Source organism: Acinetobacter sp. UBA6571, from assembly GCF_002434085.1.
Taxonomy (GTDB): domain Bacteria; phylum Pseudomonadota; class Gammaproteobacteria; order Pseudomonadales; family Moraxellaceae; genus Acinetobacter; species Acinetobacter radioresistens.
In genome coordinates this window covers 38,132-59,390 of sequence record NZ_DJJJ01000060.1, presented here as the reverse complement: position 1 = coordinate 59,390, position 21,259 = coordinate 38,132, and the positions used below count along the sequence as shown (strand labels likewise).

At 38.5% G+C, this 21,259-nt stretch carries 17 protein-coding genes, 6 pseudogenes and 1 other annotated feature; of the genes and pseudogenes, 8 read left to right on the top strand and 15 right to left on the bottom strand.

Going from position 1 to position 21,259, the window contains the following annotated elements; genetic code table 11:
* Nucleotides 1-238 precede the first annotated feature (238 nt).
* Nucleotides 239-1,293 (top strand): annotated as a pseudogene (locus B3X18_RS12595) (IS3 family transposase).
* Nucleotides 1,294-1,572: 279 nt separating this feature from the next.
* Complete coding sequence (locus tag B3X18_RS12590) at nt 1,573-2,004, top strand: PPC domain-containing protein (protein ID WP_005015390.1); 432 nt, start codon at nt 1,573-1,575, stop codon at nt 2,002-2,004.
* Between the two features lie 416 nt (nt 2,005-2,420).
* Here B3X18_RS12590 and B3X18_RS12585 read toward each other — a convergent pair whose 3' ends face one another.
* Together B3X18_RS12585 and B3X18_RS12580 are read right to left on the bottom strand one after the other, a co-directional pair.
* Nucleotides 2,421-3,059 carry a glutathione S-transferase family protein gene (locus B3X18_RS12585; protein WP_005015392.1) on the bottom strand — a complete coding sequence of 213 codons (639 nt, stop codon included), beginning with the start codon at nt 3,057-3,059 and terminating at the stop codon, nt 2,421-2,423.
* Nucleotides 3,060-3,075: 16 nt separating this feature from the next.
* Complete coding sequence (locus tag B3X18_RS12580; RefSeq protein ID WP_005015397.1) at nt 3,076-4,095, bottom strand: NADP-dependent oxidoreductase; 1,020 nt, start codon at nt 4,093-4,095, stop codon at nt 3,076-3,078.
* Between the two features lie 143 nt (nt 4,096-4,238).
* Between B3X18_RS12580 and B3X18_RS12575 the strand changes: the two genes are divergently transcribed.
* Nucleotides 4,239-4,847, top strand: coding sequence for a TetR/AcrR family transcriptional regulator (locus B3X18_RS12575; protein WP_004281836.1), 609 nt, complete (start codon nt 4,239-4,241; stop codon nt 4,845-4,847).
* A gap of 106 nt (nt 4,848-4,953) precedes the next feature.
* Nucleotides 4,954-5,184, top strand: a complete 231-nt coding sequence (locus B3X18_RS12570) for a hypothetical protein (protein ID WP_005015399.1) — start codon at nt 4,954-4,956, stop codon at nt 5,182-5,184.
* Nucleotides 5,185-5,267: 83 nt separating this feature from the next.
* Here the strand turns inward: B3X18_RS12570 and B3X18_RS12565 are convergent, their stop codons facing one another.
* The 3 genes from B3X18_RS12565 to B3X18_RS12555 form a co-directional block, all read right to left on the bottom strand.
* The gene (locus B3X18_RS12565; protein WP_005015400.1) at nt 5,268-6,395 is read right to left on the bottom strand and encodes an alkene reductase; all 1,128 of its coding nucleotides are present in this window, start codon (nt 6,393-6,395) and stop codon (nt 5,268-5,270) included.
* A gap of 203 nt (nt 6,396-6,598) precedes the next feature.
* Nucleotides 6,599-7,276 carry a type 1 glutamine amidotransferase domain-containing protein gene (locus tag B3X18_RS12560; RefSeq protein ID WP_005015403.1) on the bottom strand — a complete coding sequence of 226 codons (678 nt, stop codon included), beginning with the start codon at nt 7,274-7,276 and terminating at the stop codon, nt 6,599-6,601.
* 75 nt (nt 7,277-7,351) lie between these two features.
* Nucleotides 7,352-8,509 carry an iron-containing alcohol dehydrogenase gene (locus B3X18_RS12555; RefSeq protein ID WP_005015408.1) on the bottom strand — a complete coding sequence of 386 codons (1,158 nt, stop codon included), beginning with the start codon at nt 8,507-8,509 and terminating at the stop codon, nt 7,352-7,354.
* Between the two features lie 185 nt (nt 8,510-8,694).
* Between B3X18_RS12555 and B3X18_RS12550 the strand changes: the two are divergent.
* Nucleotides 8,695-9,029: pseudogene (locus B3X18_RS12550) on the top strand (IS3 family transposase); the annotation flags it as partial.
* A gap of 85 nt (nt 9,030-9,114) precedes the next feature.
* Here B3X18_RS12550 and B3X18_RS12545 read toward each other — a convergent pair.
* From B3X18_RS12545 to B3X18_RS12505, 9 genes and pseudogenes are all read right to left on the bottom strand, one after another.
* Entirely contained in the window at nt 9,115-9,417 is a 303-nt protein-coding gene (locus B3X18_RS12545) for a putative quinol monooxygenase (RefSeq protein WP_005015410.1), read from the bottom strand.
* A gap of 334 nt (nt 9,418-9,751) precedes the next feature.
* Nucleotides 9,752-10,582, bottom strand: a complete 831-nt coding sequence (gene fghA, locus B3X18_RS12540) for an S-formylglutathione hydrolase (RefSeq protein WP_004682262.1) — start codon at nt 10,580-10,582, stop codon at nt 9,752-9,754.
* 227 nt (nt 10,583-10,809) lie between these two features.
* Entirely contained in the window at nt 10,810-11,922 is a 1,113-nt protein-coding gene (locus tag B3X18_RS12535) for an S-(hydroxymethyl)glutathione dehydrogenase/class III alcohol dehydrogenase (RefSeq protein ID WP_000842149.1), read from the bottom strand.
* Between the two features lie 21 nt (nt 11,923-11,943).
* Nucleotides 11,944-12,219 (bottom strand): metal/formaldehyde-sensitive transcriptional repressor, encoded by a 276-nt coding sequence (locus tag B3X18_RS12530; protein ID WP_001133624.1) that lies wholly within the window; start codon nt 12,217-12,219, stop codon nt 11,944-11,946.
* A gap of 430 nt (nt 12,220-12,649) precedes the next feature.
* A pseudogene (locus tag B3X18_RS12525) lies at nt 12,650-12,871 on the bottom strand (IS1 family transposase); the annotation flags it as partial.
* 13 nt (nt 12,872-12,884) lie between these two features.
* A pseudogene (locus B3X18_RS12520) lies at nt 12,885-13,798 on the bottom strand (IS3 family transposase); the annotation flags it as partial.
* Nucleotides 13,407-13,523, bottom strand: a sequence feature (AL1L pseudoknot). Its footprint overlaps the pseudogene before it by 117 nt.
* 312 nt (nt 13,799-14,110) lie before the next feature.
* Nucleotides 14,111-14,392, bottom strand: a complete 282-nt coding sequence (locus B3X18_RS12515; RefSeq protein WP_005015419.1) for a hypothetical protein — start codon at nt 14,390-14,392, stop codon at nt 14,111-14,113.
* Between the two features lie 864 nt (nt 14,393-15,256).
* On the bottom strand, nt 15,257-16,582 hold the full coding sequence (locus tag B3X18_RS12510) for an ISNCY family transposase (RefSeq protein ID WP_079282529.1): 1,326 nt from the start codon (nt 16,580-16,582) through the stop codon (nt 15,257-15,259).
* Nucleotides 16,583-17,019: 437 nt separating this feature from the next.
* On the bottom strand, nt 17,020-17,481 hold the full coding sequence (locus tag B3X18_RS12505) for a DIP1984 family protein (RefSeq protein WP_004733111.1): 462 nt from the start codon (nt 17,479-17,481) through the stop codon (nt 17,020-17,022).
* 259 nt (nt 17,482-17,740) lie between these two features.
* Between B3X18_RS12505 and B3X18_RS12500 the strand changes: the two are divergent.
* The 3 genes and pseudogenes from B3X18_RS12500 to B3X18_RS12490 all read left to right on the top strand — a co-directional run.
* A pseudogene (locus B3X18_RS12500) lies at nt 17,741-17,887 on the top strand (mobilization protein); the annotation flags it as partial.
* A gap of 41 nt (nt 17,888-17,928) precedes the next feature.
* Nucleotides 17,929-18,117 (top strand): YqaE/Pmp3 family membrane protein, encoded by a 189-nt coding sequence (locus B3X18_RS12495; RefSeq protein ID WP_005015434.1) that lies wholly within the window; start codon nt 17,929-17,931, stop codon nt 18,115-18,117.
* Between the two features lie 833 nt (nt 18,118-18,950).
* Entirely contained in the window at nt 18,951-20,114 is a 1,164-nt protein-coding gene (locus B3X18_RS12490) for a zinc-dependent alcohol dehydrogenase (RefSeq protein ID WP_005015436.1), read from the top strand.
* Nucleotides 20,115-20,247: 133 nt separating this feature from the next.
* Here the strand turns inward: B3X18_RS12490 and B3X18_RS12485 are convergent.
* Nucleotides 20,248-21,187 (bottom strand): annotated as a pseudogene (locus B3X18_RS12485) (IS5 family transposase).
* Nucleotides 21,188-21,259 lie beyond the last annotated feature (72 nt).

The following is a 21,259-nucleotide window of genomic DNA, read 5'->3' as shown; positions in this document are numbered from 1 at the left end:
GCTCCCTTAACAAGAAACATTAGTCTTTCCTTATGACTATAACATTTTTATAGAATATCGATTAGGTCTCTTTCATAAGTGAAAAGTAATCTTTTTTATTAAAGTTTATACTTGGCATGGTTGAGCTAGGGAAAGAAATAAGCTTTGTTGTGATGTGGGTCTAGGATTTTAGACCACGCCTATAAGTGATAATCTACTCCCCAATGAGCATGGGAAATGCTTGTTTTTGGAGTCAACCATGACACGAAGAAAAAGTCGTAATCATTCAGCAGAGTTTAAAGTTAAAGTTGCTCTCGCAGCAATTAAAGGCGACCACACACTCGCTGAACTTTCTACTCAATTCGATTTACATCAAAACCAAATAATTGATTGGCAAAATCAACTGCTTGAGCAATCAGTCAATATTTTTTCACGACCAACAGCACAACAAGAACCAGAGATTGACCTCAAAGCTTTACATGCCAAGATAGGACATCAGGCATTGCAAATTGATTTTTTAGAAGGTGCGCTCAGAAAAATAGGGCAGCTGAGCGGCAAAAAATGATCGATAAGACCCATCAACTTTCGGTACGACAACAATCGCAATTGATTCAAATCAATCGCAGTACGTTGTATTACAAGCCCAAAGAGATTTCATCAACTGATTAGAGTTTGATGCGTCTGATCGATGAAATTCATCTCGACTACCCATTTATGGGCAGTCGAATGATACTAGATATGCTACAGCGTCAAGGACATCAAATAGGTCTGCGTAAAGTCCGACATTTAATGCGCTTGATGGGAATACATGCCTTGTATCCAAAACCCAATACCAGTAAGCCTAATCTTGCATACCGTATTTTCCCATATCTTTTGAAAAACATGGTCATAGATCACTCTAATCAAGTCTGGTATACAGATATCACGTACATTCTTATGGCTAAAGGCTTTGTCTATCTGTGTGCAATTATAGATTGGCATAGTCGTAAAGTACTGGCTCATCGTGTATCGATCAGTATGGAAACAGACTTTTGCATAGATGCGTTGCAAGAAGCAATTGTGAAATATGGTTGTCCTGAAGTCTTTAATACAGACCAAGGACGATGAATGGATAATGTGATGATTGAGCGTTTATGGCGCAGCGTGAAGCATGAGGAAGTCTATTTGAAGGCTTACGATACGGTTAAACAAGCGAAACAATCAATTGCTGAATATTTGGATTTTTATAACATGATACATCCTCATTCAAGTTTGAATAAGGCAACACCGAATGAATTTTATGATCAACATTTACTAAAAGTAATGGCAGCATAATTTAAATATTTAGAGCGGATTTATCACTTATAAAACTGAATTGAGTGGTCTAATTAACGGAACCACATTAGATGACCAATTTGTTGTACGGTAAATTTTAGGTGTAGGCTTATTCATCTGAGAATTATATTGCTGAATAAGCCTTAAGAGGTAGATTTATGCAACCAAGCCATGTGTGTATAGAATTTTGGTGACTATTCACATTTCTGTTCCATGATTCATGGTTACTTATTACTTATGTTACTATGTCAGGGGCGATACAAGAATTAAGGTAACCTTATGAAAATAGCGAATACGAAATTACTAGCTGGTGCTTTTATGGCACTAACTTTAACTATGCTTAGCCCTGCCGTACTTGCAAATGATAACAATGATATACGAAAGACTGTTGTAGTTAAGTTTGCAAAAAAAGCTTACTCTGCAAATTATTACGGAAGGATAGATGGATACAAGTATGATTCCTACAAATTTTATGCTAAAAAAGGGCAAAAGTTAAAAGTGAGGTTGACTGGAGGAAATGTTGAAACTTACTTATGGGGTAATCAATTAAAAGACTCCATCAATCTTGGAGAATATTCTCCAGAGCTTGATGATAATGGTATTTATATTTTACCTGCTTCAGGTGAGTATGAAATTAGAGTATTACAACCTAGATCACAGGCAAGAAAAGATAAAAAACCTCAATACTGGATGAGTATTAACATTAAATAAAGACTTGCTAGATTCGTTTAAACTTTTATACAAGGGTTCAAAAACTATTGCCAGTTAAACGGAGCGTGATTTTTACGCATATGTTTTTATGTTATTAAAATGATATAGATTACTTGTTTAATAACCCGAGGAATAATTTAATCTTGCTGTGCGTTAGTCACGTTTCTTTTTTTCAAAAGTTGATTATATCTTTCAACGTAACCGTCGAGATATTCAAACTCTTTTGATAGGAATTTGAAGGGGAAGAATAGGCGAAACTTGTCATAAATAATGGTAATTCCTTATCTTTAAAATAGAGAACGCCCGATGAAATTCATTAGGCGTTTACTTTAAAAAAGTGTCAGCTTATTTTATAACTAGATGTACTTGTCAATGACGATTCTTTTTCTCAATTGCCTTAAAAAAAAACAATCTTGCTATTTTTGACTTTTCACACCATTTTGTTCAATTTGTACTGCGGCTTGCCAGCTAGGTAGTTGGCTTAAACCTGCTACATAACGTTGGATATGGGGATAATTTCCACCTTGTCCCATATGATAAACTAAAGCATGTAGTCCAAAGCCCATCATAAAGTCAGCACCGGTTAAACGGTCTGCCACTAGAAATTCTTTATCTTTTAAATATTCATTTAAATGGCCAAATACTTTATCGAACTCAACTTGAGTATAATTTTCTAGAAATACCAACTTCGTGCCCTGCTTGGTTTCTATCGCATTAAACGTTTTTAACAAAAATGGCAGCATGGCAGAGCTTTCTGAGAAATGAATCCACTGTAGATAATCGACATAGGTAGGTTCATCCATATCTGGTGCTAAATCCGGCGCAAGTTTCTGAATTAATAACTCAACGATTGCGCCTGACTCTGCAATAACTTTGCCATCCCATTCCAATACTGGAGATTTCCCTAAAGGATGAATGGTTTTTAAAGAGTCAGGGGCCAAATGCGTGTTTGAGTCACGATAATAGCGTTTCAGCTCATAGGGCTGCTTGATTTCTTCAAGTAACCACAAAATGCGAAAAGAACGTGATTGATCTAAATGATGTAGTGTGATCATGATAATTCCTATTTTTTTAGATTTTTACAACCACTTTGCCAAAGTTTTCGCCTTTCAACATACCATTGAAAGCATTGATCGTGTTATCTAAACCTTGCACCATATGCTCTTTATATTTGATTTTTCCGTCTTTCAACCATTCAGACATTTGCTGATAGAATTCCGGATACTGACTGCCATAATCATCAAAAATAATAAAGCCTTGCATGCGAATACGCTTTTTTAAAAGGGTGGAAATAAAGCCCGGTAAACGGTCTGGCCCTTGTGCTTGCTCGGTAGCGTTATACTGGGAAACCACACCACACACCGGTACACGTGCCGCAGAGTTAAGCAATGGCCATACCGCATCAAACACTTTACCCCCCACATTCTCATAATAAATATCAATACCGTTGGGAGCTGCTTGTTGTAATTGCTCTGCAAAATTTTCATCATGATGATTGATACAAGCATCGAAGCCTAGTTCTTCTACAGCATAACGGCATTTTTCAGGCTCACCTGCGATGCCAACCACGCGACAACCTTTAAGTTTGCCAATCTGTCCAACCGTAGCACCAACAGGTCCCGTTGCAGCTGCAACGACTAAAGTTTCACCGGCTTTAGGCTGACCAATGTCCAACAGCCCCATATAAGCAGTAAATCCTGGCATTCCCAAAATACCCAATGCCCAAGATGGATGTTCAGGTTGCATACCTAAGCTTTGACATGCAGTCCCATTAGAAATTGCGTAGCCCTGCCAGCCATTTCCTGAAAGAACCCACTCGCCTTCTTTGAATTTTGGGTTTTTAGAGGCCACCACTTGACTGACTGTTCCACCGACCATCACTTCACCAATTTCAACCGGTGCTGCATATGAAGGAGCATCACTCATGCGACCACGCATATAAGGATCGAGTGACAAGTAAATGGTTTTTAACAATATCTCGCCTTGTTTAAGTTCATTGAGCTCAACTTGCTCAATACGAAAATCGCTGTGTTTTGGCTCACCCACTGGCCGTTTAGCTAAAACGATGCGTTGATTAATAACTGTTTTCACACATATAACTCCATGTTTTATTTAAAAGTATTTCTCTTCATAATCAAAAATTATGATTAAAATTTCTTTACATCCATTGTAGATGAGTTATAATAAAAAACAATACGACTGGTCTATTTTTTATAATAGAGTAAATAATTAATATGAAGCCTACTCCTATTAAAAAGTCTGAAGCGAAGCGCTTACACATTCTTAACACCAGTTCAGACCTGATTTTGCATAAAGGTTTTACTGGCGTAGGATTACAGGAAATTTTACAGAGCTGTGAAATCCCTAAAGGCTCGTTTTATCATTATTTCCAATCCAAGGAAGCTTTCGGATGTGAATTGGTACAGCATTATGTAGATAATTACCAAGTCCGTTTAAATGATGTATGGCGTAGCGATAAATCCCCTTATCAAAAGCTGATTGAGTATTTTAATTTATGGATAGAAGATCCTGAAACACAGTGTGGTTGGGCGGATAGCTGTTTAATTGTGAAACTTGCCGCAGAAGTTGCCGATCTATCTGAAGATATGCGCTCCATTATGTCCGCTGGCGTCGATGATGTAATCCAACGGATTGCTGCTTTAATTGATTTGGGAAAACAGGATCAGTCTATCCAAGCAGATACTGAGGCCTCGACGTTGGCACAAGTACTTTACCAAATGTGGTTAGGTGCAGCATTACTGAGTAAGTTGCAAAAAGATAAAACACCATTACATCAAGCTCTGAGAGCAACTAAATTTCTATTAAAAAGTGAAGATTCATAAAAATTAAATATCAACTACATAATTAACTTTTCATGATAGCAGTCCAATGATTACTTATTCATGTATTGCTATTAGATCGATTTACAATCCATGAGTATAGCGCACAATGAATTCTCCTTCTAAAGCCCTCATGACTCGTATTTTAGTCGAATATTTAGGCTTATATCCCACGCTATTACTGGTACTCACTTTATTAAAGCCAATTACTCAGCATCAAAGTTTCCCGATGATGGTGTTGATTGAAGTCATAGTATTTGTGCCAGTAACGCAACTGATTTCTTTCCCACTGGCAGGTTGGCTCATTACACAGCTAAAAAATTTTAAGAATTTGTTTTAACAAGAAATTGTGCTGGCAACAGCAATCCTAAGCCCTTATTTTGCCAACCACAAAGGTTGGCAAAATAACTCACTTAGTCGAGATTAATCTGCGTAAGCTGGATAATCAATATAGCCTTTTTCCGTCCCACCATACATAGTGCTTGCATCTACTGCATTCAATGGCCAGCCATTGGCGATGCGATCGGGTAAATCTGGATTCGCAATAAATGGGCGTCCAAATGCAATTAAATCGGCCAGTCCTGCCTCTAAAATTCGAGTCCCTCTTTCTGCCGTATATCGACCTGCATAAATAATCCGACCACTGAAAGTGTCTCTGACATCTCTACGAAAATCATGAGGAAGTTCTGGTGCATTATCCCAATCAGCTTCTGCAATCGATAAATAGGCAATCCCAACTTCTTCAAGTATTTTTATGGCTTCAATATAAGTCACATGTGGATCATCTTCAACCAACCCTATGTAAACACGATCTTCCTCTGTACTTTCAAATAGCGGGGCAAAACGCACTCCTAAACGATCTGCACCAACCACCTCAGCAACTGCCTCTACTACTTCACGTAAAAAACGCAAACGATTGTTTAGTGATCCACCATATTCATCTTCACGGTGGTTACTATGTGCAGAGATAAATTGATTCACCAAATAACCATTTGCACAATGAATTTCAACCCCATCAAAACCAGCAGCCAAGGCATTGCGTGCTGCTTGAGCATAGAGTTGCACTAATTCTTTAACTTCTGCATTGCTTAAAGCACGTGGCATTGAAGGATCAGCCAAGGCCCCTGCATTGGGCCCGGTCTCAATAAACACTTTAACGTTACTATCAGCCCTAATAGCCGAGGGTGCGACCGGTGATGCATGATTGGGTTGCAAAGATGTATGTGAAACACGCCCAACATGCCAAAGTTGTGCAAAAATAATGCCTCCTTTAGCATGCACTGCTTCCGTCACTTTACGCCATCCAGCAATCTGTTCAGGGCTGTAAATACCAGGAGTCCAAGCATAGCCTTGACCACGTGGCTCGATTTGCGTACCTTCGGTGACCATAAATCCTGCCCCGGCACGCTGTTGATAATAGGTTGCCATTAATTCATTTGGAATATTCCCTGGCTGAGTACTGCGCGACCGCGTTAATGGTGGCAATACAATATGGTTTCGCAAAACATAAGGGCCTAAGCTTAAGTTTTGAAAAAGTTTGCTGTCTTTCATTTCATTGTATCCAAGTCATCATGACTTAATTGATCTAAATTAAAAAAATACCCTTCCTTCCTGTATATAGAAAAATAAAGGAAGTAAAGCTATTCACTCAGGCCCTTCACCATTAAATGAGGGTTATTTTGCTTATTGCGCCAGTTGCTCAGAGTCAGAAGTTTTATTCACTGCTAAGCACCACAACACACACTAGCTACTCTTTATTTCAACAATTGAAGTAATGCTGTAGCGGTTGCAGCAGAAGAGGCTGGATTTTGTCCAGTAACCAGCAAGCCATCTACTTGAACATATACTTGCCAATCATCCACTTTAGAATAATGACCACCGTTTTGTTTAAGCATGTCTTCGACTAAAAATGGTACAATTTCAGTCAAACCTACAGCGGCCTCCTCAGTATTGGTGAAACCAGTCACTAATTTACCGCTAACTAAAGGCGCTCCATTACTCGCTTTCACATGACGAAGAACACCCGGGGCATGACACACTGCTGCAACAGGTTTGCCAGACTGAATCGCCTGTTCAATCAGAGAAATTGAAATCGGATCTTCTGCTAAATCCCACAATGGGCCATGCCCGCCTGGATAAAACACTGCATCATAATCAGCTACAGAAATTTCGCTAAGTTTATGCGTCTGTGTTAATGCTTGCATTGCAGTTGGATCTGCTTCAAAACGATGAGTGGTTTCAGTTTGAGCATCGGCTAAATTACTTTTCGGATCTAGTGGTGGCTGCCCACCTTGAGGCGACGCCAGCGTAACTTCAGCACCAGAGTCAATAAAGGTGTAATACGGTGCAGCAAGTTCCTCTAACCAAAAACCTGTTTTCTTACCAGTATTGCCAAGTTGATTATGTGAGGTTAAAACGATTAAAATTTTCATGTTATTTCTCCGATAATTTTCATGATTGAGGAGCATTGTTACAGGGTCAGAGCATGCCAGATACGCGCATTTAGCTTAGATGCTCATCTCGAGAATTTGGCGACTGAGCTCTAATGAAACATTTTTATGTTCGCCTAGCTGTGTAAGATTATGTGATTTAAGTTGCGTAATGATGATCTCAATATCTGTCTCCCCCAGTCCATAATCGCTAAGACGAGTCGGCAATCCAAGTTGCTCAAAGAAGGCTCGAGTACGAGCAATAGCAGTATCAATACGTTGTTCTTCATCACCTTCGACAATCTGCCAGACTTGAGCTGCATACTGTAGTAATTTTTCTCGCTTCTCTTGACGACGCACTTGTAGATTGGCCGGCAACACAATGGCCAAGGTACGAGCATGATCAATACCATGTAAAGCCGTGAGCTCATGCCCAATCAAATGGGTTGACCAATCTTGTGGTACACCAGCTCCAATTAGCCCATTCAGTGCCATGCTAGCAGCCCACATCAAATTCGCACGCGTGTCATAATCTGCTGAATCGTCCAAGATTTTCGGTCCAATCTCAATCAGAGTTTGCAATAGACCTTCGGCAAAACGATCTTGTACTTGTGCATTGACAGGGTAAGTTAAGTACTGTTCCATGACATGAACAAATGCATCGACTACGCCATTTGCTAATTGGCGCGTCGGCAAGCTAAAAGTTTTATTCGGATCGAGTACGGAAAATTGCGGAAAAACAAAGGGGCTGCTAAATGACAATTTGGCTTGGGTCGATTTTCTGGTGACTACCCCACCGCTATTCATTTCTGAACCAGTTGCCGGAAGGGTGAGTACACTCGCAAAAGGCAAAGCTTGAGTAATTTTAGTACCATGGGTTTCTAAAATCTCCCATGTATCCCCTGTATAATTGACTGCTGCTGCAATAAATTTAGTACCATCAATTACCGATCCACCACCGACAGCCATCAAGAAATCAATCTTTTGTTCTCGAATCAGCTCTACAGCTTTCATGAGGGTTTCATAACTCGGATTCGGCTCAATTCCGCCAAATTCATGAATTTCTCTTGCACCTAATCCTTCACGCACTTCAGCTAAAGTACCATTCTTACGTGCACTTTCACCGCCAAACAACATTAATACTTTTGCTTCTGTAGGCACATAGTCATTGATTTTAGCTATTGTATCGCCACCAAAAATAATGCGGGTCGGATTATAAAAGTTAAAATTCAGCATATTTTTATCCTAGGATAATCAGTTAATTGATTTGAAAAACCACCGTTATTCATCAAATAAACTTTAAAAAATTGGACAATACTGCGGCTTTTGAATGCACTATTTGCTAACTATACATAAAAATAGACCAGTCGTCTATTTTTTATAAAAAATTATTTCAACTTGGCGACTTGAGTGATGGTTAAACACATTCAGGCTTGTTCTATACCACTTTTATTATTGATGTATTTTCACGAGCGATTGTTGGATGGAAGGTATAAACATGTATGACTATTGACATGGTCGTGAACGCATTGGCTAAAACAGTGAATGGCTCATACAAAATAGCAATGATTGAATATTTTAAAAGCAGATTGGCACGGTTTAGCAGATGTACAAATGCGACAGTAAATTAGATAGATTGGTTCAATATAAAGCATGTAAATAGTTGCATTCGTTTATTTACCCTGCCCTGTTTTGGATATTGACCCATTTAAATGATGAGATTAAGCCAATAAATAAAGTAGCCCAACTTGAATAAAAAGCCTCTGACAAACCTCACAGCGATAAAGTGCTGCCTTTCATTCAAAATTTCAGGCAGCACACTCATACATTTAAGCGTCGGTTTAACCTGGTAGTTTACTCGCCAAAACATCTACTTTCTCAATAGACGGTGGCTCTGAAAATAGATCATCGGCCTGAGCCATCAACGCAGCTGCAACCTTGCCAGATAAATGTGCTTGGCGACCCGCCTCATCAGGAAATGCATCAAAAATACCAAATGTTGTAGGTCCAAGACGTAAGCCAAACCACGCAACTGTCGCAGGTTCTTCCATTACAATAGGTAAACCGGCTTTAAGGAAAGCTTCCACTTCGTCTTCTTTACCTGGTTTAGCTTCAAGGCGGACATATAAAGCTGTTTTAAGCATGACTAAAACTCCACAATTGATTAGAATTCAAACTGATTCTGACATTGCTAATGTATGCATGTCAGAAAGTTTTGTTGTATAAAAGTTAAAAAAAAATCCCATAGCTGAGCCAAAATTTAGGTTTTTATTTCGACATAATGCTATGAATTTATTCAAGTTAATATCATTAACATTTGAATCAAAAAATCAAGATATGAGATGATTAAATTCAATCTTAGTTATATAAGGACCAATTGACTCTACCTTAGATTTATAAGCTGATCTCTTCATCTGGAAATTATATTGCTCAAGAAGCATTCAAGAACAATATTGTACATCCTCATATCTATGAAAGTTATTTAGCTAGGAATTTGCTGTGAAACTCTATATGTTTCTCTATAAAGCTCGCAATGAAGTAATAGCTATGGTCATAGCCTTCTCTTAGGTTAAGTGTAAGAGGATATTCTTGTTCCAAACAAATATCACTAAGAAGCTTAGGCCTTAACTGTTCTTCAAGAAAATCATCAGCTGTTCCCTGATCGACTAAAATAGGTAAATGAACTTCTGCGTTTTTGATTAATTCAATCGCATCATAGCTTTTCCATAAAGTTTCGGTTTCACCTAGGTAGTGTGTAAAAGCCTTTTTCCCCCAAGGTACTTGGCTAGGTGCAACAATTGGTGCAAAAGCAGAAATACTTTTATACAGCTCAGGATTTTTTAACCCAATGACTAATGCACCATGACCACCCATGCTATGACCCATAATACTTTGGACTTGATTGGTCGGAAAATTTAGGTCAATCAGATTTCTGAGCTCTTCCACAATATAATCATACATTTTGAAATGCTGTGACCAGGGTGCTTGTGTTGCATTCACATAGAATCCTGCACCTTGGCCTAAATCATAATCTGCATGATCTGGTACATCCTCTCCACGTGGGCTGGTATCTGGTGCAACAATAATGACTTTATGTTCAGCCGCATACTTTTGTGCTCCGGCTTTAGTAATAAAGTTCTGTTCGTTGCAAGTCAGTCCTGATAACCAATATAAAACTGGCAACCGCTCATCTTTGTCATGAGGTGGCAGATATATTGAGAATTTCATTGAACAGTTTAATGCTGTTGACTGATGGCGATACACTTCTTGCGATCCACCAAAAGAAGCATGTTTCTCAATTATTTCCATAATCAATTACCTATGTTGAGCAAGACTTCATGAGAAATCGAGTAAACAAAGAGTCTGACATTCTCCACAGAGAATAGTGATAAAGAATTAAAATGTAGGCAGGTTTATTGAACCTATACACGATGCCTACACAGATAAATCTGTTTACAGATAATGTACCGTTTTAGAGGATTCCATGCATGTCAATCATGATTCACATGCATGGAAAAGCATAAGGTCTGACGCAATTATTCGTAATGAATTACAGTACGAATTGACTTACCTTCATGCATTAGATCAAAGGCTTCATTGATCTGATCCAAGCCCATCGTATGTGTCACAAATGGTTCTAATTGAATTTTACCTTTCATGGCATCTTCAACCATTCCTGGAAGTTGCGTACGACCTTTTACGCCACCAAAGGCAGAACCTAGCCATTTACGACCAGTAACCAGTTGGAATGGACGGGTAGAGATTTCCTGACCTGCGCCAGCTACACCAATAATTACGGATTGTCCCCAGCCACGGTGTGCACTTTCAAGGGCTGCACGCATCACATTCACGTTACCAATACACTCAAATGAATGATCTACACCCCAGCCAGTCATTTCGACAATTACTTGCTGGATTGGTTTATCGTAGTCTTTAGGATTCAAGAAGTCCGTTGCACCAAATTCTTTTGCCAGCGCAAATTTGTCTGGATTCATGTCAACCACAATAATACGTCCTGCTTTAGCTTGACGTGCGGCTTGTACGACTGCCAGACCAATACCCCCTAAACCAAAAACCGCAACACTATCACCTTCTTGTACTTTAGCCGTGTTGTGTACTGCACCGATACCCGTTGTTACCCCACAACCCAGTAAGCATACATGTTCATGATTGGCTTCAGGATTGATTTTAGCCAATGATACTTCTGCCACTACCGTGTATTCACTGAACGTTGAGCAGCCCATATAGTGATAAATCGGTTGACCATTGTAGGAAAAACGAGTGGTACCATCTGGCATTACACCTCTACCTTGAGTTTCGCGAACGGAAATACACAAGTTCGATTTTCCAGATTTACAGAATACGCACTCGCCACATTCAGCAGTGTAAAGTGGAATAACATGATCACCTGGTTTGACGCTAGTCACGCCTTCACCAACCTCAACTACAACACCAGCACCTTCATGCCCGAGAATAGCCGGAAAAACACCTTCAGGATCATCGCCAGATAAAGTAAATGCGTCTGTATGACACACACCGGTATGGGAGATCTTAATTAATACTTCACCTTTCTTCGGTGGTGCAACATCAACTTCAACAATTTGAAGAGGTTGACCAGGACCAAACGCAACGGCAGCACGTGACTTCATGGAATAATTCCTTATACAGATCTATTTTAAATATGATTTTAGAATCTTGGCGATTTCAGCCAGTTCTTCTTTTCGTTGTTGTTCTGTGGTTTCACCTGATACTAAAGTGTCCTTTAAATGAACCTCTAACATCTCATTCATTAGACCATTAATAGCACCACGCACAGAGCATATTTGTTGCAGAATCGCACCACATTCCACATTGTCTTCTAGCGCTTTTTCAATCGCTTGTGTCTGACCTTTGATCTTTCTGACGCGTAGAAGAATCTTTTTTTTGTCTTCGACCTGATTAGGCATCAGACCTCCTTATTTTCTAGCATTGATACTATAGTACCCCATAGTATAAAAAAGAACAATATTTTTTATAAACCTTAAAAATTTAGGTAGTTTTCAAAAAGTATGCTGAGATTAAATGAAGTCACTATTGGCTCTGCAACTGGATGCTATAATTAACTTTCCGAATCTTTACAATAGCTTATAAAATTAAACTTCTGACATACTCCCCCCACTTTCGACTAACTCTTTACGAAACATGTTTCTCAGGGATTCTAAAAGCAAAAGCTCTTAGGCGACTTCCTCACGGATTTCGCATGCTTTCTGCTTCACAGAGCGACCTTTACCGCATCTTCCCTCCACAGACAAAGTGGTATGTCCTACCGCTAAAATATTGCGAGAAGCATTAATATCCGTATTTCGCTAAAGCCACACTCAATACTGAACTAATACATCTAATCCGATGCCTTATTTTGCAATTATTTCCTTCAATACCTATAGTGAAAAACTTACCAATACTTTGCTGACAGTCTTTAAATGTAGTGATAAAACTATCCCATTGATTACTTGAAATTCGGGTATAGTGAATACCTAACTGTTTCAACTTTTCCTTCAGTCGTTGGACTATAGCTATATCTCTTTTACCCCAAACATAAGTAACAATTTCTCCTGTTTTTTCAGCACACATCACCTCTGTCGGAATGATGAATCACATTCTTTGGCATGCCTCGATCCTGCAATGCTTGCTCTAATGCATCGAGCACCATATCGGTATTCATTCGTGTAGATACTTTCCATCCAACAATGGCTCGTGAGAACACATCAATCATAAAGGCGGTATACACCCAGCCAGAATTAGTTTGAATATAGGTAAAGTCAGCAACCCACAAGTGATTAGGCTGATCAGCTCTAAAATTCCGTTTCACCAAGTCAGGTGCTCGTTTTTGATCATCTCTACTACATGTGGTTTGTTTGTTCTTACCCCGCCAAACACCCTGTATACCCAGCTTTTGCATCAATCGAACCACAGTACAACGGGCAATCACATAGCCTTCACGTTTCAGTTGTTGCCAGACCTTACGCACACCGTATCGACCTGAACTTTCTTTCCAAATTCGCTTAATCTCCTCAGCATGATGCACATCATGTAAATCTCGTTTCGCTCGATGTTCTGGATTTACTGTGAGATCTAAAGTCCGGTAATAGGTTGAAGGTGCGATCGGTAAAATTCTACAAATCGCCTCGACTCCGTACAGCTCTTTATTATTATGGATAAAATCCACCATTATTTGTGTGGGCGGTCGAGCTCCGCCTGGGCGAAAAAAGCGGCTGCTTTACGTAGAATCTCATTGGCGCGTTGCAGTTCTTTATTTTCGCGTTCGAGTTGTTTGATACGTTCTTGGTCTGAAAGCTGCTGTACTTTAACTGGATTTTGTTTATCTAAATATTTTTGATACCAAACACTTAGTGTTTCAGGAGTACAACCTATCTTGGGAGCAATAGCAGTGATCGCAGCCCAATTCGATGGATAATCTTTTTCAGATTCAATCAATAATTGAACCGCTCTTTCTCTGATTTCAGGGGTATATTTTAATTTTGTCATCGGGATAGTCTCTCAGAATATTGTCTCTCCGACAAACCCGGTACAGTTCAATCGGAGCATAAATTCCCCCCTTTTTAGTATGTGGATTAACTTACTGTTGATGAAAATAAAAAGCCTACTTAATTGCTGCTAATCAAGTAGGCTTTTTAATTCACATTACATTGTTCTAATTGTTAAGTTCTTGGAATGACTAAATTATATCATTAAAAATTTAAATGAAAAGTATAGTAAGTATAAGTAATGTGTATGGAGATGTTTGCCTTAAGTTATTATTTATTAAAGACTTGGTTGGAAAATAATCAAATATAGATTTTACTGCCCTGGAATGTTATCAATGCTGAATTCATTGTCATATTTAGCTTCAACAGATTCAGATAAATTATTAAACATTCGTTGATATTTTTCCGCCATATTGCTCGCCTCTTTTATTTGCTTAGTAGCATCAGCGACAATGAGTAATAGTCTTTGATTGTCTTCCCTTAACTTTTCATTCTCTTGTGTAGTAGCCACGAGTAGTGACCTCAACTCTTCCATAGAAAAAACATTCATGATATTGATCCATTCTTTTCTAAAGAATAAAGCAATTCTGGACATTAAAATAGCTCCCTCAAAAAAACAAAGTATTGCTTTTTTCTTAATAATTAAAAGCCCACTTAATCAAAAGATTAAGTGGGCTAATGTTGCAGTCATTTTCTTCGTCTTACAGGCGTTTCTTTTATTCGCAGACTTAAAGTAGCACTTAAAACTTAACCTAACAATATATAAAATATAGATAAAATGTTTAATTCTGTTAAGCTTAAATAGTCTTGTTTCCGTGAAATAAATTTTAATTTGGAAAAGTCTATTTTTCGATGACATATTTATATTAATTATCTTAAGAGAAGGCTAAGAACAGGGTTACCCCAAGCAAGCAAATATTTGAGTAAGATGTAAAAGATAAATAAAAAAATAGTAAGTCGTTCTACTCTAAAAATCTAATGATTTATCTCTGAATAGACTCACTCAATAAAATTACTTTTAGGATTAAAATCAGGAACAAGTTTTAAGTTAATTATCGGACTAGAACCAAGTTTTCCATAAACCCTATGCGGTGCTTCAACTTTAAATTCCTCAGGACTGCCTTCATACAAAGTTCTAAAATATTCAATTTTATTGTTAAATTTATTTTGACTGGATAGCCTAAATTTTATCCACAGAAATTGGGGATATTTTTGGCCTGGGGAAGACCGAGAATATTGGGGAAATATCAAATTTAATTATTTTTTAACCGATTTTATCGGCGGAATGTATTAAAACTGCTCATAAAAAGCCGACTTGTTTTCAAGTCGGCTTTTCTAGTTTTTTGCGCTACATTAATTTTATCACAATGCATTGATATATAGATGTTTTTTTGAATGCTGTTATGTTAGTGTTATTCCCAAGTAGAAATGTCCTACCTAATAACCAAATAGAAATGTCCTATATGGACATTTCCAAGTCAAGCACAGGATTCAGATTTCGCTGTTGAATTGCTGTTTTCTGTGCACGTCTGCTTGGCATCTTTTGAGAACGATTGCGTTTGTTTTGCTGTTCCAGTTCTTCATGCTGCTGTTGGATATGATTCAGAACAGCACCCAACCGTTTATTCTCAACAATCTCTCGCTGGTTCAGCTGACTTAATTTATCGAAGATGCTGTAATTGATCTTCCGACTTTCATGCATGATGGCCACAGTACCATCCGGGTATTCTAGAAATTCAAGATACTTGCCGATCAACCTCTGATTTTCTTCTGTATTCTCCAAGAGATATACACATTTATCATAAGTAATGGTCAGGCTTTTCGTCACTCTGCGTGGTTCACGCCAGGTAAAAACATCATCTAACTCTTCGGCTGTTTCAGTGACAGTCCGGTGTAGATCCTTGGGATTAAAAGCCATCTTGGCAAATTTACGATTAAATTGCTCAATAAAGCAGGGCAACCACTTATTCGCATCTGCAATCGAATTGATACCTTCCAGGCGCATCTCCTTAATCAGACGATCCTGAAGTGTTCTATTCGCTCGTTCCACACGACCTTTGGCCTGGGGTGAGTTAGCGAAGATGATATCGATTTTGAGGGTACTGAGTACGCGTCCAAACTGGGTAATCCTGATGTCTTTCTTACTGCTTTGATTTACCCTAAACACTGAATGTTTATCGCTGTAAAACGCTAAGGGCTTACCGTGCTGTTCAACATACAGGCGTGTTGAAATCATATAGTCAAAGGTTGATTCTGATTCACAGAAGCGTAAATGCTGCAATTTTCCTGTGGCATCATCAATAAACACCAGTAAACAGCATTTAGCTGCACGTCCTTCAAACCAGTCATGATGTGAGCCATCAATTTGGATCAGTTCACCATAACAATCCCGGTTATATCGAGGCTGATACGGGCGTTTCAGGCGCTTGGCGCGAGGAATCCATAAATCGGCTGCAATCATCCAGGAACGCAGGGTTTCTACTGAACGATCGAATCCATGCACGGTGGTGAGCTTTTCATGCGCTAAAGTGGGTCCGAAACCATAAAGTTGATCTGAAACAATATTGAGGCACTTGAGTCTGATCTCTTCAGGAAGTTTAGAATTGCTGGTTTGGCCACGACCGGCATGGGCTAATGCAGTGGGACCTTGAGCTTTGTATTTTTGCAGTAAGCGTCTGATCTGACGTTCTGAAATATGCAGTAGCTGAGCAGCTTGGGATTGAGTTATGCGTTGATCACAGATTTCCTGCAAGATCGACAATCGTTTAAGTTCTTTATCCGACATAGACACCAACATATCAAACCGTCCGCTAAGGAAATTGCAAAAGTGCATATTCTAAAAGCGGACATTTTTACTTTGGAGAAACCGGACATTTCTATTTTGGGCTTACAATAATTTTCAAAGTCTATCTTTCAACTCTTTATGCAACAAAGCCGAACTGAATTAAAAATAGAAATGTAGTTGAGCTGATGCTTGCTCATTTCTTTATTTTTAGTAATTGAGGTGAACATACTGTCAGTACATGGTAGTTATAAGTAACGTGTAACTTTGTTCGCACAAAGATTTGAATTATGCCAAGTGATGGATTGATTTGTACTTAAAATTTTAAGCTTATCCACTTGCTTTGCAAGCCACTACACTTTATTTACAATCCTATGTTGTGGAAGTAAGGGATCTTGTACTCGCCCAGTATGTTCAACTTGATTATATCTAAAGGACTATTAGGCTTCAATCAAATCAATTTTCCAATTATTCGACTGAATTAACACATTTAAATCACGTAATTTAAGACTAATATCATCAGCTTGTTTTTGTAGTGATGAAACTGGAATAACTTTATGCCACTTTATTTCCCGCGTACTATAACGATCAGATTCACGAGATGTATTACTTATTGCTGCAGTTAGGGTTTTGTGCTGTTCTACAAATTCATCACGCAAAGACAATAAAGCAAGTAGAGAACGGCCATCATTTAATTTTGTTAAAGCATTAGTTTCATGAATTGCATAACTTAATTTTTGAAATTCTTGAATTAAAGAAAATACTTGTTTTAATAGTTCATTTGGATCTTCAGATGGTTTATCACCATCTTGTACCAATACATTTGCATTGATACGTTGTTTTAATGAAATAATTTTTTTTTGTTGATCACTTCGAAGTAAGAGAGCTTCTGCTAATTTCATTTTTCACCTATTAACCAATTAGAATTAAGTTTTAAGCAGCTAAGTAATTTTACAAATACTATATCCTCATTCTTTAAAGATCAAAAAAATTGCTTTTTTATCTAACTAAAAGGTGTCTACAAAATCGGTAGCTATTCAGTATGGCCGACTCACTAAGATAGACAAGCTATTTACCTTTCGCGAAGAATAATCAAAGGCGGTATAGATATGGCTAATCAAGATGATGATAAAAATGCATCAAATCGTGGATTTTCTCAGTGATACTAGACGCAAGATTTTAATCGGATCCTGCATGTTGAAAATTACCGGAGATGATGAAAAGGCTAGAGCCAAATTAATTACACAAATGGATAAGTATTTAACAGAAGAACGTGATCGAAAATTGTTTAATTTACCCCTTCAATGAAAATTAATTCACCTGAAATAACGTATCAGTAGGACCGTAATATGAGACTTTTGGTTGCTTTAATTTTTCCCTGGCTGCTGTTTTTTACGATAGGTCGTCCATTTGCAGGAATGATTTGTTTATTTCTTCAGATTACGATTTTAGGGTGGATTCCGGCCGCAATCTGGGCTGTATATACTTTATCGCAGTATAAGACAGATAAAAAGATCAGGAAAGCATTGCTCTACTAATTTCTGTGAAGAGGAAAATTAACTATTTTTTTCTTTTTAGACCTGAGACTTTCTCCAAATTGACCACACTTTTAATTGTGGTTTTTTATTTTTACCTAGCCTAAAGATATCATTTAGAAAAGAACTCATTCTTTATGAATTATAGTAATAATGATGGAACATAATGATATTGCTTAATAATGAGTATAATTTTATATTAAAAAATATAGAAAACTAACTATAGGATTTTATTAAGTTTAATAAAAAAGCTTATGAGTAATAAAAATGAAATATTGGAATATTATTTTAATAATCTCAATAACCATAATGTTATGCCTAACATTTTTCGTACTGTGTGTAGGACGCAAAGTTTGGAAAAATCTTATAGTTACCTTGATAATATCCACTCTCATTAGCTTCCTTATTTTATGCACTATAAATTTTTTATTTGGACATGGCATATATATTCCGTGGAGTGACCATAGCCATTGGACAGAGATATTAAGTATAGAAATAATACTCATGAGTTTAGTAATAGGGGGAGTTAGTACCTCTATGATTATGTTAGGGACATTTATTTCTAAAAATAATAGATAGCACAGAATTAATAATCTATAAGTTATAGAAATTACTAGATTTTTCTTTAATTCTGTTCTTTTCTATTCATTCGACACATAAGGTCACGAATTACGTAAACCCTATATAAGTTTATTTTTTAAACAGTTGAATACCTTATTTCATACATTAATTTACAGCGTGCTGTTTCATCCTAAGGCTCTAATACAAGCGTTTTTTAATTCTTGGCAGCCTTGCTACGAGTCTGTTTAATGTTGAGCTAGAAAGAGGAAATCCGCATGCGTGCTCTTACCTATCATGGTGCTCGGGATGTACGAGTTGAATCTGTTCCAGATCCAGTGATTCAGGAACCAGATGACGTTATTTTAAGGGTGACAGCCACCGCCATCTGTGGCTCAGATCTGCATTTATACCGGGGAAAAATCCCGGCCACTGAAGACGGTGATATTTTCGGCCATGAATTTATGGGAATTGTAGAAGAAGTCGGCCCACAAGTAACCGAAGTCAAAAAAGGTGATCGGGTAATTATTCCCTTTGTGATTGCATGCGGTCACTGTTTTTTCTGTGAACATGAACTAATGGCTGCCTGTGAAAATACCAATACCGGCCGTGGTGCAATTCTCAATAAAAAACAGATTCCACCAGGGGCAGCTTTATTTGGCTTTAGCCATCTGTATGGTGGTATACCGGGTGGTCAAGCTGAATATGTGCGGATCCCCAAGGGCAATGTCGGACCATTTAAAGTGCCAGGCTCCCTGCCTGATGAAAAAGTATTATTCCTGACCGATATTCTACCAACCGCCTGGCAAGCAGTAAACAATGCCCAAGTTGGTCGAGGTTCCAGTGTGGCGATTTATGGTGCTGGCCCAGTCGGTCTGCTGGCTGCTGCCTGTGCGCGGATGCTCGGTGCCGAGCAGATTTTTATGGTCGATCACCATCCTTATCGTCTGCGTTTCGCACATCAAACCTATGGAGTGATTCCGGTCAATTTTGATGAAGTCGATGCCGCTGAATTTATCATTCAAAATACCACGGGTTATCGTGGAGTCGATGCCGTCATTGATGCGGTCGGTTTTGAAGCCAAAGGCAGCATGCTGGAAACCATAATGACTAACCTGAAATTAGAAGGTTCGAGTGGTTCAGCGTTAAGACAATGTATTGCAGCGGTCCGCCGCGGCGGTGTGGTAAGTGTACCTGGAGTTTATGCCGGTCCAATTCATGGCTTCCTGTTTGGTGATGCCTTTGACAAAGGTTTAACCTTTAAAATGGGACAAACTCATGTGCATAATTACTTGCCGCAGTTGCTAGAACATATTGAAAATGGAGATCTGTCTCCAGATCTGATTATTACCCATCGCATGAAACTGGAAGATGCTGCGGAAGGTTACCGTATTTTTGATAAAAAAGAAGAAGACTGTCGTAAAGTGATTCTGACGCCATAAATATGATTAAAGGAAAGCGCCGTCAGGCGCTTTTTTATTTTTTATCATCATTTTATCAATCCTCTTTTTCTTGTTTTTAAGGGCTTTGTTGCACAAAGATTTGAAATGCAAAGCGCCCCTAATTGAGCCAAATTTAAGGCGTAACTTGGGTAAGTGGTCGACCTAATTCCGTAAATCTGTTAAGGACTGCTACACGTGCATGGATCTCATTCACTTGGCTATCAAAACTCCTTGCACTGAGTTTATCTCCTAATAATTTAATGCAGTGCATCTTAGTTTCAACCAAACTTCGCCGATGATAGCCTGACCATTTTTCCATAGTGTCCTGCCTAAACGCTTAACTGTTCGAAGTAATTCATTTCGCTCTAGCGAGCTACTCTTTGTATCTTTCCATGGTTTCGCATTTTCTCTAGGTGGAATCACCGCATGCGCTTGCCGATCTGCAATGACCTGACGGCATTGCTTGGTGTCATAAGCTCCATCGGTATAAACAGAGTCAATCCGCTCATCTTGTGGAATCTGATCAAGTAAATCACCAAGCACCTGTGAATTACTGACATTATTGGTTGTAAGCTGAACTGCTCGTATTTGTAGGGTTTTAGAATCTATGCCAATATGAAGTTTACGCCATTGGCGACGATATTCAGGTCCATGTTTCTTGCGTTTCCATTCGCTCTCACCTAGAAACTTCATGCCTGTAGAGTCCATGAGTAGATGCAGCCCATCGCTACTTTTTTGGTAGCTGATTGCAATATCAATATGCTTTTGTCTTCTACAAATGGTGGAATACGAATATCACTGATATTCGGGGCTGCTCAGCTGCAAAGTTTAATCAGACTTTGCACAAAGCCAGTGACCATGCGTAAAGACAGACGGAATAAGGATTTAATCATTAAGCAGCATTGGATGGCTGCGTCGGAGTATGTTTGATTTCGCCCTTGTTTGCCTTTTGATGGAGCATACCATTGCGTAGTAGGATCAAACCAAATGGCAATATCTCTGCGACTCATGAGTGCTCGGTTATATGCGGGCCAATTGGTTGTGCGGTAGATTTTCTGTGTAGGCTTCTTCATTTGAAAATTATATCGCTGAAAAAGCCATTACAGATAGGTTTGTGCAACAAAGCCCTTAGTTGAAAAAAACTT

Bases quoted from the DNA above. Each gene is read 5' to 3' on its own strand.
- B3X18_RS12590 (WP_005015390.1), top strand. From the start codon at position 1,573: ATGAAAATAGCGAATACGAAATTACTAGCTGGTGCTTTTATGGCACTA.
- B3X18_RS12585 (WP_005015392.1), bottom strand. From the start codon at position 3,059: ATGATCACACTACATCATTTAGATCAATCACGTTCTTTTCGCATTTTG.
- B3X18_RS12575 (WP_004281836.1), top strand. From the start codon at position 4,239: ATGAAGCCTACTCCTATTAAAAAGTCTGAAGCGAAGCGCTTACACATT.
- B3X18_RS12570 (WP_005015399.1), top strand. From the start codon at position 4,954: ATGAATTCTCCTTCTAAAGCCCTCATGACTCGTATTTTAGTCGAATAT.
- B3X18_RS12565 (WP_005015400.1), bottom strand. From the start codon at position 6,395: ATGAAAGACAGCAAACTTTTTCAAAACTTAAGCTTAGGCCCTTATGTT.
- B3X18_RS12560 (WP_005015403.1), bottom strand. From the start codon at position 7,276: ATGAAAATTTTAATCGTTTTAACCTCACATAATCAACTTGGCAATACT.
- B3X18_RS12555 (WP_005015408.1), bottom strand. From the start codon at position 8,509: ATGCTGAATTTTAACTTTTATAATCCGACCCGCATTATTTTTGGTGGC.
- B3X18_RS12545 (WP_005015410.1), bottom strand. From the start codon at position 9,417: ATGCTTAAAACAGCTTTATATGTCCGCCTTGAAGCTAAACCAGGTAAA.
- fghA (WP_004682262.1), bottom strand. From the start codon at position 10,582: ATGGAAATAATTGAGAAACATGCTTCTTTTGGTGGATCGCAAGAAGTG.
- B3X18_RS12535 (WP_000842149.1), bottom strand. From the start codon at position 11,922: ATGAAGTCACGTGCTGCCGTTGCGTTTGGTCCTGGTCAACCTCTTCAA.
- B3X18_RS12530 (WP_001133624.1), bottom strand. From the start codon at position 12,219: ATGCCTAATCAGGTCGAAGACAAAAAAAAGATTCTTCTACGCGTCAGA.
- B3X18_RS12515 (WP_005015419.1), bottom strand. From the start codon at position 14,392: ATGTCCAGAATTGCTTTATTCTTTAGAAAAGAATGGATCAATATCATG.
- B3X18_RS12510 (WP_079282529.1), bottom strand. From the start codon at position 16,582: ATGTCGGATAAAGAACTTAAACGATTGTCGATCTTGCAGGAAATCTGT.
- B3X18_RS12505 (WP_004733111.1), bottom strand. From the start codon at position 17,481: ATGAAATTAGCAGAAGCTCTCTTACTTCGAAGTGATCAACAAAAAAAA.
- B3X18_RS12495 (WP_005015434.1), top strand. From the start codon at position 17,929: ATGAGACTTTTGGTTGCTTTAATTTTTCCCTGGCTGCTGTTTTTTACG.
- B3X18_RS12490 (WP_005015436.1), top strand. From the start codon at position 18,951: ATGCGTGCTCTTACCTATCATGGTGCTCGGGATGTACGAGTTGAATCT.